Genomic DNA, 17,480 nt, shown 5'->3' with positions numbered 1-17,480 from the left:
CTTTAGCAAAATGTTAGTTAAAATTATGCTAGAGGGATTTTTTATTTTTATCCCGCATTAACAGGCAGAAAGACCCCTTGAGTGAAAATATGCTAAGGAGAAGTGGGAGATGAGGAAAAAATCCCTACTAATTAAAGTATCATTTTATAAAAATTAATTATTTCCTATTGGTAATATAGTTGAATTTTTAACTTCTCTTAATGATAAATTTGTTTGGATTCTTGATATACCGAGCTTATTTAATTTTCTTATGAAATAATCTAATTCTTTTCTATCACGAATGACGACCTTTAATAAATAATCATGTTCACCAGTTAAGCAGTGGCATTCCAATATTTCAGACATTGTGGCTAAAGCATTCTCGATTTTTTCCAATAGCTCTGATTGATGAATATTTGTGCTAATAAAAATATAGCAAAGTAAATCAAATCCGAGCTTTTCTTGATTTAAAATTGCCACTTGTCGTTCAATAAAGCCTTCGCTCTCTAGTCGCTTGATTCTTGCATGTGTAGCTGGTGATGATAAATTAACGCGCCTCGCTAATTCAGCATTACTAATTTGCGATTCTTTTTGAAGTAAGTCTAAAATTTCAATATCAATTGCATCTAATACTTTGCTGATAGCTGATTCCATCCTATTGCCCCCTTAATAATCGTTCGTAATATGCTATGTATCCAGTATATATTTTGAATGATATATCATCAATATCATATTTTGTTTAATTTTATTTTGTTTTTATTGATTATGAAAGAATGTTATTTTGCGTTATGTATAAATCAATTATAATAATTAGTGTCAACACTAAAATATGCGCTTGCAATTTAATTGACTATATATGGAGTGAAAGGTGGCGACTCTAGCGGAAATAACGTGAGCTGAAAATCAATTTTTTTCGGTACATGCGGAAAAAAATTAGTTGAAGCCACGCCCGCAGAAAGCGTCCACCTGTAACGGTATATATAGTCAAGCTCACATTTTGGTAAAGAGCCAATAATTAATAAATATAATTTGTCTGGTTTTGAGCTCACTTGCCAGACCGATACAATATGATTATTTTCAGCGTTGAAAAGAAAGGGGCTAAATACTATGCCTAAACGCTATGTAGTGTTATTGCTCATTACAAGCTTATTTTGGGGAGGGAATTTTGTTGTTAGCAAATCACTTATAGCGCATGCTTCTCCGTTAACTTTGACAAGTTTAAGATGGCTAATTGCTGTTATATGTCTTCTTCCTATCGTCTGGTGGAAAGAAAAAAGGTTATTTCCTCCACGACAAGCATTATTGCCTTTATTTATAATGGGCATTACTGGTGTCGTTTTATTTAATATCTTTCAGTTTATAGCTTTAGAGCATACAACTTCAACAAATGTTGGGTTAATTTCTACATTGAATACGATATCAATTGCAATTTTTTCATTTCTCTTTTTAAAAGAAAGAATAAACTTTCTACAAATACTTTCCATCTTACTTTCGTTTTTCGGTGTTATTTTAGTGCTTTCGCAAGGGAAAATTGAACTGTTGCTCTCTCTCAATTTTAACTCGGGAGATTTGTGGATGATTGTTGCAGTATGTGTATGGGGCGTATACTCTATTTGTAGTAAATGGGCAATGCAAACAGCTTCGCCATTAATATGTACGCTGTATGCTGGTATTTTTGGGCTTATGATTTTATTGCCGTTTAATATTTCAAGCTTTTCTGTTACAAATATCAATATGTCCTTTATTCAGGCATTGCTTTATACAGGAATCGTTTCAACGGTTATTTGCATGCTGCTATGGAATATTGGTGTACAAAAACTAGGAGCTACAACTGCAGGCGTTTTTCTAAATTTTAACCCTATCTTTACGACTATTTTGGCTTTTCTATTTTTAGGTGAGCAATTAACATGGCTACAAGGAATCGGGGGGCTTCTCGTTATAGGAGGCTGCTATTTATTTTCTCGCTTTCAAAGCAAGACTTCTTTACAAAATAGTTATCATTTTAAAAAGTTGCAGCCACACCATAAATGAGCATGGCTGTCAGAAAGGGGCTGTTTGAAGAGGTATACCTCTTCAAACAGCCCCTGTTTTTATGCTAGATATTTGTGTACCAAAAGCGAAGTGACTGGTACAGAAAGTAAGTGCTCCTGCGATTACTCACCGCAAAAAAATTAAATACCAAATTCAGCTAAATCTTTGCGCACGTCTGCTAAGATTTTTTCGCAATCCTTTACTAAATGAGCAGGGAATACTTCATCTGTGTATTCTACACCATGTGGGTAGTAATATTTACCAATTGCAGGTTTGTGTAATTTTAAAGTTGCATCGTATGCGCCTACATCGCCTGAAATAGCGCTGCAGAATAAACGTAAATAATAGCGTCCTTCACGTACATCAAAGCGACGATCGAAAGTCATACGGTCATAATCCCAAGCACCGTGGCATTCTAAGCCGTGTTTTTCTAAAACTCTTGTCAACACTTGTTGATCAACTACTACGTCTTCAAGGTTTGTGTTTTCAAAATGCATTGTATAATCCTCCTCTAAAAAAATCGTACATACTTATATATGCTCCATTTTATAATAGAGCAAATTTAGCTTTGTTGCAATGACAACATTGTGTCAAGCTTGCTTTAACTTCTTTCAGCCAGTGTTTGGACATTCGCTGAAAAATAGGAATTTAGGCTAAAACATCACATACTAAGATAACAACATCGTTTTGGCCTCCGGGGATGTCATAATTTTTGAAGAGAAATCCGTGCGATACAGGTTAGTTAACCGTTGTCTTAGAACGTGAAAGTTTTAGGCTGACTTCCGCCAAACAGCCCGAAAAAATCTGGACGAGAGTTAGTCGAGGCGTAATTGATTTGCTATAATGATGAATAAGAATTGAAGATGAGGAGGTAGAAATGGAAGCCCTTTTCCGTATTTTAATTATCATCGCTTTTTTAGGCATTATCTATTACTATGCAGGTCCTAATGCGAAGCAGCATGATCCACTTGAAGGGCCAAACATAGTGCAACAACCAATTTTAGAGGAAAATGCCATTGTAGATAACGGCGATGCTTTAACGCGTCCTATTGAAGGCTTATCGACACATATAGGCGAAACAAGTAAGACGATATTATCTACATACGGACGTCCTACGCGCATTGATAAAACACCGTTTCATTATAAATGGTGGATTTATAATAATAAAGATGGATTTAAAATGTTTGGTATAGCTGATGATAAAGTCGTACAAGTTTATACAAATAGTTTGAATATGAATGTTGCTCCTTATGAAATTGGACAAATGCTAGGAGATATTTATCGTATGACAATTATCGAGTCTGAAGTGACAGCAAATATTGGAGATAACACTTATATGTTTGCGATGAATGATTATGATTTGCACAGTCGGATATTAGTGAAGTTCGAGGATATTTTTGCCCAGCTATATATTGATACAGATACCGAAAAATTAATAGGTATTCGATTTTTAGACAAGGAAACGCTTGTTACACATAAGCCTTATGAAATGCAATTTATAGGGGAAATCATTCATATGCCAGCTCCTTCCTCCTATAATCAGCTGTATATTCATCAAGCAAATGCAGCACAGCTTGCGGATTTAACGAATGTTTTCAGGGAACGTTACGACTTATTAACACTTGTTAATGACCCAGCGCTTAATAGTTTAGCTATGGAAAATAGCGAAAATTTATTTTTACAAAGTATGACTACACAGCAAACTGAGAATACAGATATTTCATTGAAGGACCGCTTGGGCGCTTTAGATATTCAATTTAAGTCAGCAAGTGAAATTATCGCTACAACTTATATCGACGTCATTGAGGTGATGCATGGTTGGTTAAACTCTAAGGAGCACCGAAAAGTATTGCTTGATGAGAGCTTTACGCATATAGGAAGTGGCGCATATATGGACTATTATACGCAAATATTAATAACCAAAAATAGTCGAGATGTAACTGGCATGCAGTAGCATTTATAGCTTCTTTTCATACAGTAATGAAAAGGAGTGAACTAAGTGTGCAGCTAGCTGAATTGTTAAAAGATTGGCCATGTATCGTGAAAGGCTCAATTCGAGTGCAAGTAACAGGTATAGAGGATTATGCTCAAAATATTCAGCAAGGTTATATTTACGTGCTGCGAAAGGGAAAGAAATTTAATGGCAAGTCGTTTTTACAGCAAGCAATTAATAATGGGGCGAGTGCTGTCGTTGTTGAAGATGATACATTACTCGATTTAAAGCTTACTGTTCCGATTGTATGGGTACCAAATAGCTTGCAATTTTTATCGTTTGCAAGTGCGAAATTGCGGAATTTCCCAGCGGAAGCTTTAACTGTTATTGCGATTACTGGAACGAATGGCAAAACGACAGTGAGTCATTTTATTAGTCAAATGCTACAAATACAAGGGAAAAGCTGCATCGTCATTGGGACGAACGGGGTTTTTTTAAATGGCGAACGTTGGTTGACCTCCTATGAATCATTAACGACATTGCAAGCAAAGCAATTGCAGGAAATCTTTCAAATGGCGGTACGGCAAGGTGTGGGATATGCAATTTTAGAGGCATCCTCAATGGGGTTAGCACACCATCGATTAGATGATTGTGCGATTGATATCGGCATTTTTTTAAATTTATCAGCTGAGCATATTGAAGACCATGGCTCATTAGAAAATTATAAAAAAGCGAAGCAGCGACTTGCCGTTTTGGCGAAAAATGTCGTTTTAAATGGAGATGATCCATTCAGCCGCTCTGTTGGAATCAATTTAAAGAAAAAAACAATGCTATTCGGCTCAAAGGGACGAGTTGATATGCAATGGCAACTACTAACTGAAAGTGAAGGGCATAGCACATGCTGTCTACAATACAAAGGAGAGGAACATATACTAATATTACCCTTTGTAGGCGAATTTCAAATTCAAAATATAATGGCTGCATTTGCCGCATTGTATGTCTTAAACTTTGATATAGCCCAACTTATTCCGGGATGCCTACATTTGAGGCTACCGGAGGGACGCATGCAGGAAGTAGAGAATGACCAAGGTTTGCGCATTATCATTGATTATGCACATACACCCGCAGCCTTAAAGGCGGTGCTTCAAGCATTAAAGCAAGAAAGGGTGCGCCTAGTCTTTAGCTGCGGTGGTGAAAGAGATAAGGATAAAAGGCGTAAAATGGGGACAATTGCCTCTACGTATGCCTATAAAATTTATTTGACGACAGATAATGCAAGAAGTGAGAAGCCAGCAGAAATCAATGCTCAAATAAAGGCGGGCTTTTATAGCGAGCAGTTGTATGAGGAAATAGAGGATAGGGCACAGGCAATTGAAAAGGCGATACGCGAGGCGAGGCAGGGAGATGTTGTGCTAATTGCAGGGAAGGGTCATGAGCAAACGCAAACCATTGGCTCTACAACCATTCCATTCTCAGATAAAGCATGTGCAGAAAACGCCTTGCAAATCAAAGGCACTGCGGAATAATGAAAAAAAGTACAATTACTTCTTTTTGTAATTGATTATAGAAGCTAGGGCTGTCTGAAATAGGTATATCTTTTCGGGGAGCCCTTTCTGAATCTATTAAATAAATCGGGAAATATCTAAATATTCAGAGTATCTTTGCTTGTTTTTAATTTCTGCTCTAATATGTGCTTAATGGGGAGGTTTTTTATTTGAAAAAGAAATTATTAATTACGCGCAAATTACCCGCTCATATTGTTGAGCCGTTAGGCGTTTATTATGATATTGCCGAATGGCGTGAGGAGGAAGCTAGCATGCCGCGCCAAAAGCTATTGGCGTCTGTTAAGGATTGTGAGGCTTTGTGGGTGACATTAGCTGATAAAGTGGATGCAGAGCTTTTAGCACATGCACCGAATTTAAAAATAGTAAGCACATTATCAGTGGGCTTTAATAATATTGATATAAACGCGCTACGCGGTCGAGGTATTATTGCAACTAATACACCAGATGTTCTAACGGAAACAACTGCTGATTTAGTGTTTGCTTTGCTGTTAGCAACTGCTAGAAGAATTCCAGAGGCAGAGCGTTATTTGCGGGAAGGACAGTGGGAAGGCTGGTATCCTTTACAGCTTGTTGGTAAAGATGTAGGAGGGGCGACGATTGGTATTATCGGCTTAGGACGCATCGGACAAGCTGTAGCGCAAAGAGCATTAGGCTTTAATATGAAAGTGTTATATTATAATCGCAGTCGAAAAATAGCTGTTGAAGAGCAATACGGTTTTCATTATAGGGCATTTGAGGATGTATTAAAGGAAGCTGATTTCATCGTGCTAATGACACCCTATAGCGAGGCAACAAAAGGGCTGATTGGGGAACGGGAGCTAGCATTGATGAAGGATGATGCTGTACTAATTAATGCGGCTCGTGGGGGCATTATTGATGAAGTAGCTCTTTATCATGCATTAAAAAATGGAAAGCTATGGGCAGCAGGTCTAGATGTTTTTGAACAAGAGCCAGTTGATTTACAGCATCCCCTGTTAACATTGCCGAATGTTGTGGCCTTACCGCATATCGGCAGTGCCTCCTTGCAAACGAGAACAGCAATGATGAACTTAAATGTTCAAGCGCTATGTGCATATGCACGGGGAGAACAGGTGTTGAATAGAATCAATTAATTCGGATTGAAAAATCATTCCAATTCCATACAATCTATATTTCTGTTATGATAATGACAGACTGGAGGAAAAAAGAATGTTAATGACTTCTGAATGGGCATTTATTTTAGATGAAGCGGATGAGCTAAGTGCAATGATTCTTTCCTCAGACCCAGTAAAAAGGCTGAAGGATGCATATACAGCCGTTTATACAGATGGCAAGCTAGCTAGTCAAATTCAAGCATTTGGGCGAATGAAGGAGCATTATGAGGATGTGCAGCGCTTCGGTAAGTATCACCCAGATTATCATACAATTATGAAGAAAATACGAGAACAAAAGCGTGCACTTGATCTTGATGATCGTATTGCGGCTTTAAAGCTTGCTGAAAATGATGTGCAGGATTTATTAGACGAAGTTAGTTTAATAATAGGACGCTCGGTTTCTGAAGCAGTGAAGGTGCCAGTTAGCAATCCGTTCTTTAATAGTGGTAGTAGCTGTGGCGCAGGCTGCGGCACGGGCGGAAGCTGCTCTTGCTCGGCATAAAACAACCTATCCGTGGGGGATTTTTCACCCTACGGTTTTTTTATTTAATTTTTTTAGTGTACTTGCTGTAACCATAGATTCAAAGAGGCTATTTCAAAAGTCGAACTTCTTCGTGGTGCAGTGAAAATGCAGCTTTACATTTTAAATTAAAAAAAGCTACTAAACCTAGTGTTTATCCCATTTTCTAAGAAATTACTTGCTATTTTATCTAGTGACTCCTTTGCTGAAACATTACCGAAAACGTCCCAAAAGCAGGCTATGCACGGTTTTTGGGACGCTTTTTTCTACCCTTTATATTTCAATAAAATCGGCTCTGCTAAATCTGGACGGTCCGTAACAATGCCTTGTGCACCTGTGCGTACTAGGCGGCTCATTGTAACTAAATCATTTACTTCCTTAAAGAAAATAGCAACATTTAGTCCGTTTAAAAATTGCATAAATCTTGTTGAATCAAACGGAATGAGTGCTGATTTTGTTGGGACAGTAAAAACATCCACCTTTGGGTTGAATAAATGTCCAAATTGGCTTGTAAAAGATGTATAAGCTTTTGTCGCTTCTCCTTCGCCCGCCCCTAAGACAATTTGGTTTTGCGCATACAAATTAAAGCGTTCAATTTGTTCATTATAGGCACTTGTTACGATAACTTGTGAAGCAAGGTCAAATTCTTCAATAATGCGCCATAGCTTTGAAGGAATTAAACTACCTTCATATGTGTCTGGGCTATCTTGAATATTTAAAATTAATTTTTTATCTTGATATTTTTCTAATACTTGCTGTAATGTCACAACTGAAATATGCTCATTAGCAAATGGCTTATGACCTTCTAAATCCTCAAATTTTTCGCCGAAATTAATTTCTTGAAGCTCAGCTAGTGTAAAATCTTTCACGAAGCCAATAGCAGTAGATGTGCGCTCTAATGTTTCGTCAGTAAAAACGATAATTTCCTCGTCCTTCGTCAAGCGCAAATCAATATAAAAGCCATCCACACCGAGTTCAGCAGCCCTATCGAATGCAGCTAATGAATGCTCTGGTGCTAAATGTGCGCCTCCGCGATGAGCAAAAATTAGTGGTCTTCCTTGTAATAAATCTTTCGTTTGACGTTTTCGTGGTTTTACAACTGCTTTAGAGCCAGCCCAGATTGCTGCGCTCGCTGCCGCAATTGCAATGGCAACTTTCGCTTTTTTCCCCATATGTCTTCTTCCTCCTCAGATTTTTACCTTAATCATTGTGAACTGAAAACAAATAAGCTGTATAGAAAATATTTTATCAAAATAAGCCTATTAATGCTTATTATAGCTGAAAATGCTACCTACTGTCTAAACTCTGTTGCTATCAAATAAGACATTTGGTATGCTTTTATCATGATTTAGCTTTTAAATGCTTACCTCTATAAGTGGTGGGATAAAAGCTTTATTGGTGCTTCATTCAGCGTATGTATAAACATTTGCTGATAGTGTAAAATAGCACACTGAATAACGACAGCGTGACCAAGACCAGACTTGCGGCGGATGTCACACACTTAAAAATCTAAGTTAAATTTTATCGCAGTATAATCGATAAAGAAAAGAGGGGAATTTATGAACGAAAGGCAAGGGCTCATTGTGTATGTTAATCAGTTGAAGCATGCTAAATCTTTACGTAAATACGGTCATGTTCATTATATCTCTAGAAGATTAAAATATGTCGTGATGTATTGTCAGCGTGAGGATATTGAGCTAGTTAAAAATAAATTACAACGCCTTCCATTTGTGAAAGACGTTGTTGAATCCTTCCGTCCGTTTTTGAAAACGGAATTTGAAAATGCTAAGCCTGATAAAGCGAAGGAATATGATTATAAATCAGGTTTATAGTGCGTGCATTGCAGGAATGTAATGATTTAAGCGCAAAATACCAATTAAATATTGGTAAAATAAAGTTGTTTCGGTAAAGCTAGAAGAATGCTTTACTTCAAGATAGTGTATTTGCTGATTTGCTTGCGCGGAAGCCTGTTTAAAAATTTCTAGACGTTGCGCTAGCTTTTCTTCATTGTAAGGAATACCTTCGCGACATATATATACCGGCATGAATTTACTCTCTTGCGCTGGCTGTAATGCAACGGCAAGCGAGGCGTACATTTTCCCTTCCTTCTTTGAAGTAAATATAAATGTACGGTGGATACGTGCTTTATTTGTATTTAATAGCTCACAAAGCTCAAATACATCGCCATAGCCTTGTCCTAATTCGATAAATTGTTGAATCATTGTAAGTCACACCCTTTCCACACATAATAGTATCATGATGCAGGAGGATGAGCACATGAAATTTGCCATTGGTTTTTTTGTTGTTTTAGTAGGCACAATCAGTGCATTGCTTTTTATGCAATTCCAAGTTTATTCAGATCATCTTGATTTGGAGGAGCAAACATTTAGCTATTCACAGGAAATTGAAATTGTTTATCGCGGCGAAAGCTTAGATATTCGTCATCATTTTAAAAATTTACCGAATGAGGAAATAGCAATTAGCTGGCCAAGCAAGGCTGAAAATCCAAATTGTTTTATCGAAACAGAGTATAGCTGTGTGCGTTTAAGTGAAGATTTAACAGCTTTTCATAGCGGTGAAAATCGCACACAATCACTATCATACATAATCCCTTTAGCGGGGGGACTGAAATCTAATCACCTGATGGAGGACTTATTTATTAAATTGAAAAATGGGGCTGTTAAGTTTTCAACAGTACATATTTCAACTGATAGTGATATTGGTGGGCAGTGGGTAACTGGATTACCGTTAATCGGTCAACAATCATTATCACTTGTCAATTATTCCATGTTTAGTGGAGAGGGTGAAGTGCAGGACCTTTATTGGAAGGCAAATAATTTGGCATTACAGCATGTGACAGAGACGATTTCTGTTTACGCGAAAGACCCAACTTCTACAGCCTTTAATGACAATTTAGCAAAGTTAGAATTTTTAAATGATGAGCATATTGCCGTTGTAGAGGGGGAAAATAACTCAGATTCACAAGGCAAGCGCATTTTATTTTTGCCTCAGATAACAACGCAGCAAATTCAGCAGCATGTCATATTTGCACAATTAAATGCGATGTATGACTTTGTTGATACACCAAGGTGGCTGAAGGAAGTTATGGCAAGTTATTTAACAGGTAATACCTTTGGCGGCGAGCGCTCAACAACAATTGTTCAAACATTGACAAATCAAATGTCGGACGAGCAACTGAAAAATTGGTTGCATCAGTTGCAAGCATTGCAAGGTCAGCAAGTATCGCCAAATGTACTAGATGAAGCATTATCTACGGTATTTGGCATTCATACATCCTACTTCTCATTAAATGTGGATTCTAAGGAAATATTCCCATTTTTATTCAATGATAAGCGGGTTATTTATTTAGATGGAGAGCAATTAGAAGCAGTGGATGTTATTTTTAAAGATGGGCTTGTATTATACTCAGCACAAAGCTTGCTGAATGGGCTAGGCTATAGTGCGGAAAAAGGTCAAAGAGGTTTTTATGTTGAAAGTGCAACACGCGCTTTCAGATTCCCAAATGAGCCAGGCTTCTACGTATTTAATGAGCGACGTTATAATACAGTTTCAGAGCCTATTGTACAGGTGGCTGGACAATATTATATTGAGGAATCGTGGCTACAGCGCCTGTTTTTAGTAGAAATTCAGAAAACAGAGCAAAATATTAATTTGCTTTCTGTTGGGTTACAGTCGAGTGAATAAGTGATGTTCCAATTTAGGCACAATATCGTTAATAAGGAATAAAGGTTTGGTGAAAATATGCGCGTCGTAGCAGGACAACGAAAAGGGATGCCATTAAAGGCGATAGACGGTACAACAACAAGACCGACAACAGATAAAGTAAAGGAATCTATTTTTAATATAATCGGACCATATTTTGATGGTGGTATTGCGCTAGATTTATTTGCTGGTAGTGGGGGTCTAGGGATAGAGGCGCTTAGTCGAGGCGTAGACCAAGCCATTTTTGTTGAGAAAGATGGAAGAGCTTTTCAAGTATTACAGGAAAATATAAAAAAATGCCGTTACGAGAACAATACGGAACTTTTTCGAACAGATGCGATACGCGCAGTAAAAGGCTTATTAAAACGAGAAATTGTGCTCGATTATGTATTTGTAGATCCACCTTACCATAAAGATGTATATTATGATTTAGTGATGCAGCTTGTGGAAAACGGAAAAATAACAAAGTCAGGTATCATCGTCTGTGAGCATGCCAAAGAGGTAGCACTGCCTGAAAATTATGGTCCATTTCAATTAATAAGACAAGAAACATATGGGGCAGCGGTTGTATCAATTTATCGTTATGTGCAGGAAGAGGGAGAAACAATTGATTGAAAAAATTGCAGTAGTACCTGGTAGCTTTGACCCGATAACGAACGGGCACTTAGATATTATTAATCGGGCAGCAGATGTTTTTGATATCGTGTATGTAGGGGTGCTCAATAATTCATCAAAAAATCCGTTATTTACGATTGATGAGCGAATTCAGTTAATTAAGGAAATAACGAAGGAGCGACCCAATATTCGCGTGGAAAGCTCCTCAGGCTTATTGGTTGATTATGCGAAAGAAAAAGGGGCGCAGGCAATCGTACGAGGCTTGCGTGCGGTATCGGATTTTGAATATGAAATGCAAATTACATCGATGAACCGTGTGCTTGATGAAAATATCGAAACATTTTTTATTATGACAAAAAATCAATATTCCTTCTTAAGCTCAAGCATTGTGAAGGAAGTAGCGAAATACGGGGGCGATATTGGAGAGCTTGTGCCACCAATTGTCGAGCAGGCACTAAAAGAAAAATTTAGCGGAAAATAAATAAGGCTGTCCAAAAAGCTGTGCATAGCCGGCATTTTGGACAGTAGCGATAATATTTGGAAAAATGCTGACTTAACTAAACAGAGAAGGCATCTTTTAAAAGCAAAATGAACACTGGCTTTAACAGTGTTCACCCTCAGTAAAAGTGGAGCGCTGAAAACTTTTATTTTAATGTGCTGTCAAAACAAAATAGACTTTTCGGATATACCTAAAGCCAATGTTTATCAAACTTTCAAAGAAAGCCCCCTTATCCAATAGGCCACTGGAAAACTTATAAGTGAATATAATGTTAAAAAGGAGTTGATTCGTTCAAATTTGAACGAATCAACTCCTTTTTCAGTGGTATTTCTTACTCTGCTTCCTTCATTAAGGTTATAATTCTTTTGAGATTCACGGCGAATATGGTTGTTGCTCCTTGTATTTGCATACCAAATAGACCCGCGGAATTGGCTGTTTCATACCCGTGTCTATGTTTCAACGCACTATTTTTCGCCTCAATTTTATAGCGCAATGTTGCTTTTTCTTTAAATTCATCGCTATTTTGAAACGCTTCCTGCTCTTCATGTTCTGTTGATTTAATCGTTACGGAATAGGTTTTACTTTTCGTACCTTCCTTGTAACAACCTTCACGTAACGGGCAAACCTTACATTTTTCAATATCAAAGTAGTAAGTTTGTGCTTGGTTTTGCCCTTGGTTTTTCTTTCCTGTCCGTGCTGTTCGAATAGCCATATGCCCTGCTTTACAAACATACATCCCTGCATCTTTATTGAATTCAAACTCATCTTCTTTAGCTCGACTTCCATGTGTGATTCGCGGATTTAATTTCGATACTAATTGAAGCTCGTTTTCTTTCGCATAGCGAATATTATCCTTCTCTGAATAAGCTGCATCCCCAATCACGGTATCAATTTCCATACCTGTTTCCTGACTCTTTACATTTGATAACGCTACTATATAATAAAACAGCGATGTATTCCCAATTTAAATTAGGAATGAATCGCTGTTTTTAAAGTATTATTTTATCTTTATGAAAGCTACTTCGTTGATTGGAGTGTAGGGCGCCGACTCCTGTGGGATTAGCGGGACAGGTGAGACCCCGCAGTGGAGCGAAGCGACCGAGGAGGCTCACCGCCCGCCCCACGGAAAGCGTGCGCTCGGAACGGAAATCAACCGTTTTAGCGTAATACCGATTCATGGGGACTTTTTCAGTGGCCTATTATCCAAAGCCTTCATTTTATAAAAACACCAACACTAGCATCTAAAATGCGGGCACCCGCACGGCATTTTAGACGCCCCTTCACCATAAAAAAATCAACCAATACAATGCAGGAACAATGGCTATATAAAGAAGACGCATATATATATATGGACGAAAGGCAATCGCATTTGACTTAGCAATTACGAGTACTTGCATATGGATGCTTAAGCTTTGTGCGGTTAACCCTGTTACGAGTGCTAATAAAAGTAGTTTGCCTTGATAATTTTGCTGCATTAATTGCAAACCATTTGTCATTTCAAGTAAGGACGCAAAGAAAATTTGTAAATTGTTATTCAATGTGAATAAATGATTCATACTATGCAATAAAACAGCATAAATCGTTGTGAAAAAAACGATGGTTGCACAGACGACTAATACAGTTGGCACACTATCTTTAATACTGTGCGCAAAAGCATGACGCGCGGTAACGGAATGTGCTGATTGCCGATTTTTTTGATGTGGCAAAAAGAAATAAACGATGCAAAGTAGTATGAGTGAGAAAATATGTAGCACAATTAAATATTGCCATCCAATTGTGACGTCATGGATTAAATCTAAACTGACAAAGCCTATGACAAAGAGAGGGCTTGGACAGTGGCAAATACCGAGTAAAATAGCCGCCTCCTTTTGCGATAGCTCCTGTGATTTAGCGAGCTGAGCAATGGCTGCCGCACCTGTTGGAAAGCCGCCTAAAGCACTAATCACATATGTTTTTATATATAATAAAAAAGGGTGTGTTGTATATTTTCCTGTAATGCGTATAAGCCAGCTTGTTAAAATTAAATACGGTAATAAATATGGAAACAAAGCTTCCATAAATAAATGCACACCTAAATCTGCTCCTTCATGTGCGACACCAGGAAAAAGAAGGAGTAAAATAATTAATGTAAAACAAATAAAAATAGCAAAAAAATGTGTAATAACATCAACTCTTTTCAATATTTTGTGAAGTTTTGCCGCAAGTGTTACACTAACTATATGCATTTAGGCTATTTAATAGTCGTAGGTAAAAGGAGTCGGGGCGTCATGAAAAAGAGATTAGCCATTATTGTAGCGGCTTTTGTCGTGTTTAGTTTTTTAATGTTTTATAAGCTTGATTCATACATTATGAGCCCTGGAAGCGCATATGATGTCAGCGAATTTGTAAAAGTTCAAAACGGCGATACAGAGGATGAGGGAACGTTTAATTTAATGACTGTATCCATGATGAGGGCGACACCTATTTTGTATGCTATTGCTTTTTTTAAAGAGCATCAGGAAATTATGCAACTAAATACAGTACGCCAAAATGAGGAAGATGATGAAGAATATAATATTCGTCAATTGAAGCTAATGACGGATTCACAATTTAATGCGCTTTATGTAGCTTTTTCAAAAGCTGGACTAGACTATCAGATTACGTTGAAAGGGGTCTATGTATTAAATGTTTTAGCAGGGGGCGCTGCTGATGGCATTATAAAAGCAGGCGATGAAATTGTGGAAGTCGATGGTCAGCGTATTCAAAGACAATCTGAGCTAATAGAAATGATTAGCAAAGCACAAAAGGATGACCTTGTGGAGCTTGTGATTAATCGCAACAATGAATTACTAACAAAAAATGTACAATTAAAAGAGATTCCCGAATCGGAAGGTCGCATAGGGCTAGGAATTACGTTTACAGAAAGTAAATCAATCAAAACAGACCCGAAAGTGAATATCGATGCCGAAGATATTGGTGGACCATCTGCTGGTTTAATGTTTACATTAGAAATTTTAAATCAATTGCTGGATGAGGATTTGACAAAAGGCTATGCGGTTGCTGGCACAGGTGAGATGTATGAGGACGGCACTGTCGGGCGTATTGGTGGCATCGAGCGTAAAGTAGTTGCGGCTGACCGTGATGGTATGGAAATTTTCTTTGCGCCTGATGATGAGATTACGGAAGCAATGCTACAATATAATCCGAAAATCGAATCAAACTACGAAGCCGCAGTTAAAACAGCTAAGGATATTGGGACAAAAATGAAAATTGTCCCAGTAAAAACAATTGATGATGCATTAGCTTATTTACAAGCTTTGGAGTAGGGAGATGGCGTCCAAAAAACCGTGCAGTTGCCGGTGTTTTGGACGCTTTTGTTGGTGTTTTGGGAAAATGATTGATGATGAAAATAGAGTGCTTTCCTTGATTAGGAGAAAAACATGGGCTTTAACGGCGTTTCTCTTAAGTAAAAGAGGAGAGATGCAAATAATGCATTACTGAAATAATATGGGTCCCTTAAAGAGAATAGCGTTGGAAATGTGATAAGTCACGCTTTACAGTCGGATAGGCGGTATATTATAGTCATCGCCTATGCCCCGGCTTGTAAGGCCTTGCTGATAGATTGTCGTCGCTCGTATATCAAGCGTTAACATATCGTTTTGCATAGCGGCAACTCGGCTGACAAGAGGCAATATCATGTGCTTTTTATGCATGGATAAATAATGTTGACCACTTTCTGTCATACCAAGTAAACGGATATAGGATGGCTCTGTATAGGCATGTAGCTGTTGCTTCGTAATACCTGTATAAATATGCGTTAACATTCTTTGCAAACGTGTCCAAGTATAGCGTTTCGATTTTATTTTATTCATAAAATCGCTAAATGAGGCTGCGCCTTTTGCATGTTTAATTAGTGCATACTCAATTCCCTCGGACACATCTGCGAACGTAGTGAGCTGCTCTGGTGTGTAGCGTAAAATAGTGAAGCGCAATAAGGGCCAAAATGTACTCCAGCTAGCAAACGCCGCATATGTTTGCTGCCAATCCTCTAGCAATGTGTATGTAGAGGGTGGGACAAATTGCTCGACATCCTGTAAAGCTCGCTTGTTAAATAATGCTTGCCGTATTCCTGTAGCACTGGCGATTTGGCTATGCTCGTCAATCGCATCATAATAGCCTGCGCCTATGCGTGTAATGGTAAAAGGTTGTATTTCATTTTTCAGTAGGCTCACCGCCTCAATATAGTGGAAGCCCAAAATATTATTTGGTTTTGCTAAATCAATGTAAGTGCCGGGAAAGCGTTGCTGCAAAGTTGTATAAGCTTCATGCAAAGCCTTTGGATAGCTAATGCCTGTCGAGATTAAATCTTTAATAAGCGCATCATAAAGCGCTTGATTTTGTTGAATAAGTGTAAAGCTATCAAGGAATGGTTGAAGCCTCCCATCCTCACTACCGAAAGCAAATGTTTGACAGCCTACTGCACGAAGTAAAGAAATCGCACCATAGGCAAATTGCTTTGCTGGTGCAGTACTGAAAACATAAGGAAGTTCAATAACAAGGTCAATGCCATTTGCGAGAGCCATTTTCGTACGAGCCCATTTATCAACAAGGGCAGGTTCTCCTCGTTGTAAAAACTGCCCACTCATTACAGCGACAACTATATCGGCTCCTGTTAGTTTTTTTGCTTGCTGAACATGATAGGCATGTCCATTATGAAAAGGGTTGTATTCCACAACAACACCTACAGCTTTCATATCCTCCCACCTCACAATCAATAGAATTTAGCTGCTAATTGTATAATATACACATTATAAGTGGTAAAATGAAATTGATAAAGTAAACCTTCAAATTAGGGCCTTTATTCAGTATCAATGGATTTTCATAGAGTGACAAGAAATTATCTTGACATCTAATTTAGAAATCTATATAATCAACATTGTTGTCTAAGAGGTGATTAATGAATGAAATGGTCAATTCATCAACTGTCGAAATATCGTCAAGACGGACTTCCGCTTGATGCCCAAATTCAATTGGACGAAGTGAAGACACGTAACAAAGATATTCGAGCAATCTCACCCGCACATGTAAAAGGGCTATGCACATTCGGTGCATCGCAAATGACTTGTCAATTTACATTAAGTGCGACATTAACTCTTCCTTGTGCAAGAACATGGGAAGATGTTGAATTTCCGATTGAAATTGATGCAGTTGAAGTATTTAGCTGGATTGATGAAGATAAGCGTGGCGATTTAGACGGAGATATACATTATATCGATGGTGAAGTAATCGACATGAAGCCAGTATTAGAGGAATTAATTCTTCTTGAAATACCGATGCAAGTATTTAAAGAAAATACCGAAGGACAAGTGCACGGTGGTAAAAGCTGGACTTATACAACGGATGAAGATGTAGCTCTTAGTCGTAAAGATGACGAACCAAAGGTGGATCCAAGACTGGCTGATTTAGCTAAGTATTTTGATCAAACAGATGAATAACTATCTGT

Annotated in this window: 17 protein-coding genes and 1 pseudogene; 11 read left to right on the top strand and 7 right to left on the bottom strand. The window is 37.9% G+C overall.

Translation table 11 applies throughout. From position 1 onward, the window contains the following. Positions 1-153: 153 nt before the first annotated feature. Positions 154-633, bottom strand: a complete 480-nt coding sequence (locus MHH70_RS07130; protein ID WP_066169673.1) for an Lrp/AsnC family transcriptional regulator — start codon at positions 631-633, stop codon at positions 154-156. A gap of 453 nt (positions 634-1,086) precedes the next feature. On the opposite strand from MHH70_RS07130, the gene MHH70_RS07125 reads away from it, so the two are divergent. Beyond that, a complete protein-coding gene (locus MHH70_RS07125; protein ID WP_342472912.1) occupies positions 1,087-2,010 on the top strand; it encodes a DMT family transporter in 924 nt (307 codons plus the stop codon). Between the two features lie 140 nt (positions 2,011-2,150). Here MHH70_RS07125 and MHH70_RS07120 read toward each other — a convergent pair whose 3' ends face one another. Further along, a complete protein-coding gene (locus MHH70_RS07120; RefSeq protein ID WP_066169678.1) occupies positions 2,151-2,507 on the bottom strand; it encodes a YugN family protein in 357 nt (118 codons plus the stop codon). A gap of 380 nt (positions 2,508-2,887) precedes the next feature. On the opposite strand from MHH70_RS07120, the gene MHH70_RS07115 reads away from it, so the two are divergent. The 4 genes from MHH70_RS07115 (at position 2,888) to MHH70_RS07100 (ending at position 7,143) form a co-directional block, all read left to right on the top strand. Next, positions 2,888-3,964 carry a CAP-associated domain-containing protein gene (locus tag MHH70_RS07115; RefSeq protein ID WP_342472911.1) on the top strand — a complete coding sequence of 359 codons (1,077 nt, stop codon included), beginning with the start codon at positions 2,888-2,890 and terminating at the stop codon, positions 3,962-3,964. A gap of 47 nt (positions 3,965-4,011) precedes the next feature. Continuing rightward, positions 4,012-5,469: a UDP-N-acetylmuramoyl-L-alanyl-D-glutamate--2,6-diaminopimelate ligase gene (locus tag MHH70_RS07110; RefSeq protein WP_066169684.1), complete on the top strand. Its 1,458-nt coding sequence runs from the start codon at positions 4,012-4,014 to the stop codon at positions 5,467-5,469. 188 nt (positions 5,470-5,657) lie between these two features. Continuing rightward, positions 5,658-6,620 (top strand): D-glycerate dehydrogenase, encoded by a 963-nt coding sequence (locus tag MHH70_RS07105; protein ID WP_342472909.1) that lies wholly within the window; start codon positions 5,658-5,660, stop codon positions 6,618-6,620. Between the two features lie 76 nt (positions 6,621-6,696). Then, complete coding sequence (locus MHH70_RS07100; RefSeq protein WP_066169689.1) at positions 6,697-7,143, top strand: YlbF family regulator; 447 nt, start codon at positions 6,697-6,699, stop codon at positions 7,141-7,143. A 284-nt stretch (positions 7,144-7,427) separates the two neighbouring features. On the opposite strand, the gene MHH70_RS07095 is transcribed toward MHH70_RS07100, so the two are convergent. After that, complete coding sequence (locus MHH70_RS07095; RefSeq protein WP_342472908.1) at positions 7,428-8,333, bottom strand: glycerophosphodiester phosphodiesterase family protein; 906 nt, start codon at positions 8,331-8,333, stop codon at positions 7,428-7,430. Between the two features lie 387 nt (positions 8,334-8,720). Here MHH70_RS07095 and MHH70_RS07090 point away from each other — a divergent pair, with 387 nt between their 5' ends. Continuing rightward, on the top strand, positions 8,721-8,993 hold the full coding sequence (locus MHH70_RS07090; protein ID WP_066169696.1) for a YlbG family protein: 273 nt from the start codon (positions 8,721-8,723) through the stop codon (positions 8,991-8,993). On the opposite strand, the gene MHH70_RS07085 is transcribed toward MHH70_RS07090, so the two are convergent. Continuing rightward, complete coding sequence (locus MHH70_RS07085) at positions 8,988-9,383, bottom strand: methylthioribose kinase (protein WP_342472907.1); 396 nt, start codon at positions 9,381-9,383, stop codon at positions 8,988-8,990. The two genes, MHH70_RS07090 and MHH70_RS07085, sit on opposite strands and share 6 nt — an antisense overlap. Positions 9,384-9,438: 55 nt before the next feature. On the opposite strand from MHH70_RS07085, the gene MHH70_RS07080 reads away from it, so the two are divergent. The 3 genes from MHH70_RS07080 to coaD are packed head-to-tail and all read left to right on the top strand — an operon-like array spanning position 9,439 to position 11,980. Further along, positions 9,439-10,866 (top strand): RNA polymerase II, encoded by a 1,428-nt coding sequence (locus MHH70_RS07080; RefSeq protein WP_342472906.1) that lies wholly within the window; start codon positions 9,439-9,441, stop codon positions 10,864-10,866. 57 nt (positions 10,867-10,923) lie between these two features. Beyond that, a complete protein-coding gene (gene rsmD, locus MHH70_RS07075; protein ID WP_066169706.1) occupies positions 10,924-11,499 on the top strand; it encodes a 16S rRNA (guanine(966)-N(2))-methyltransferase RsmD in 576 nt (191 codons plus the stop codon). Next, positions 11,495-11,980, top strand: coding sequence for a pantetheine-phosphate adenylyltransferase (gene coaD / locus MHH70_RS07070; protein ID WP_201261917.1), 486 nt, complete (start codon positions 11,495-11,497; stop codon positions 11,978-11,980). The genes rsmD and coaD overlap by 5 nt, the downstream gene beginning before the upstream one ends. Positions 11,981-12,329: 349 nt before the next feature. Here the strand turns inward: coaD and MHH70_RS07065 are convergent. Both MHH70_RS07065 and MHH70_RS07060 read right to left on the bottom strand, forming a co-directional pair. Further along, positions 12,330-12,914 (bottom strand): annotated as a pseudogene (locus MHH70_RS07065) (transposase); the annotation flags it as partial. Positions 12,915-13,278: 364 nt separating this feature from the next. Then, positions 13,279-14,223, bottom strand: a complete 945-nt coding sequence (locus MHH70_RS07060) for a hypothetical protein (protein ID WP_066169715.1) — start codon at positions 14,221-14,223, stop codon at positions 13,279-13,281. Positions 14,224-14,265: 42 nt separating this feature from the next. Here MHH70_RS07060 and MHH70_RS07055 point away from each other — a divergent pair, with 42 nt between their 5' ends. Beyond that, positions 14,266-15,303: a SepM family pheromone-processing serine protease gene (locus MHH70_RS07055; protein ID WP_342472905.1), complete on the top strand. Its 1,038-nt coding sequence runs from the start codon at positions 14,266-14,268 to the stop codon at positions 15,301-15,303. A 228-nt stretch (positions 15,304-15,531) separates the two neighbouring features. Here MHH70_RS07055 and MHH70_RS07050 read toward each other — a convergent pair whose 3' ends face one another. Further along, entirely contained in the window at positions 15,532-16,731 is a 1,200-nt protein-coding gene (locus tag MHH70_RS07050) for a nucleotidyltransferase (protein WP_342472904.1), read from the bottom strand. 207 nt (positions 16,732-16,938) lie between these two features. Here MHH70_RS07050 and MHH70_RS07045 point away from each other — a divergent pair, with 207 nt between their 5' ends. Next, complete coding sequence (locus MHH70_RS07045) at positions 16,939-17,472, top strand: YceD family protein (RefSeq protein WP_107942233.1); 534 nt, start codon at positions 16,939-16,941, stop codon at positions 17,470-17,472. Positions 17,473-17,480 lie beyond the last annotated feature (8 nt).

This window comes from Metasolibacillus sp. FSL H7-0170 (genome assembly GCF_038593115.1).
Classification (GTDB): Bacteria; Bacillota; Bacilli; order Bacillales_A; family Planococcaceae; genus Metasolibacillus; species Metasolibacillus fluoroglycofenilyticus.
Note: the sequence above shows the minus strand (reverse complement) of the source record. Positions and strands in the feature narration are given on the sequence as shown.

What these genes read in the sequence shown, in the direction of transcription:
- MHH70_RS07085 (WP_342472907.1), bottom strand. Translation starts at nt 9,383, where the DNA reads ATGATTCAACAATTTATCGAATTAGGACAAGGCTATGGCGATGTATTT.
- MHH70_RS07115 (WP_342472911.1), top strand. Translation starts at nt 2,888, where the DNA reads ATGGAAGCCCTTTTCCGTATTTTAATTATCATCGCTTTTTTAGGCATT.
- MHH70_RS07100 (WP_066169689.1), top strand. Translation starts at nt 6,697, where the DNA reads ATGTTAATGACTTCTGAATGGGCATTTATTTTAGATGAAGCGGATGAG.
- rsmD (WP_066169706.1), top strand. Translation starts at nt 10,924, where the DNA reads ATGCGCGTCGTAGCAGGACAACGAAAAGGGATGCCATTAAAGGCGATA.
- MHH70_RS07095 (WP_342472908.1), bottom strand. Translation starts at nt 8,333, where the DNA reads ATGGGGAAAAAAGCGAAAGTTGCCATTGCAATTGCGGCAGCGAGCGCA.
- MHH70_RS07130 (WP_066169673.1), bottom strand. Translation starts at nt 633, where the DNA reads ATGGAATCAGCTATCAGCAAAGTATTAGATGCAATTGATATTGAAATT.
- MHH70_RS07090 (WP_066169696.1), top strand. Translation starts at nt 8,721, where the DNA reads ATGAACGAAAGGCAAGGGCTCATTGTGTATGTTAATCAGTTGAAGCAT.
- MHH70_RS07080 (WP_342472906.1), top strand. Translation starts at nt 9,439, where the DNA reads ATGAAATTTGCCATTGGTTTTTTTGTTGTTTTAGTAGGCACAATCAGT.
- MHH70_RS07120 (WP_066169678.1), bottom strand. Translation starts at nt 2,507, where the DNA reads ATGCATTTTGAAAACACAAACCTTGAAGACGTAGTAGTTGATCAACAA.
- MHH70_RS07125 (WP_342472912.1), top strand. Translation starts at nt 1,087, where the DNA reads ATGCCTAAACGCTATGTAGTGTTATTGCTCATTACAAGCTTATTTTGG.
- MHH70_RS07055 (WP_342472905.1), top strand. Translation starts at nt 14,266, where the DNA reads ATGAAAAAGAGATTAGCCATTATTGTAGCGGCTTTTGTCGTGTTTAGT.
- MHH70_RS07060 (WP_066169715.1), bottom strand. Translation starts at nt 14,223, where the DNA reads ATGCATATAGTTAGTGTAACACTTGCGGCAAAACTTCACAAAATATTG.
- MHH70_RS07045 (WP_107942233.1), top strand. Translation starts at nt 16,939, where the DNA reads ATGAAATGGTCAATTCATCAACTGTCGAAATATCGTCAAGACGGACTT.
- MHH70_RS07050 (WP_342472904.1), bottom strand. Translation starts at nt 16,731, where the DNA reads ATGAAAGCTGTAGGTGTTGTTGTGGAATACAACCCTTTTCATAATGGA.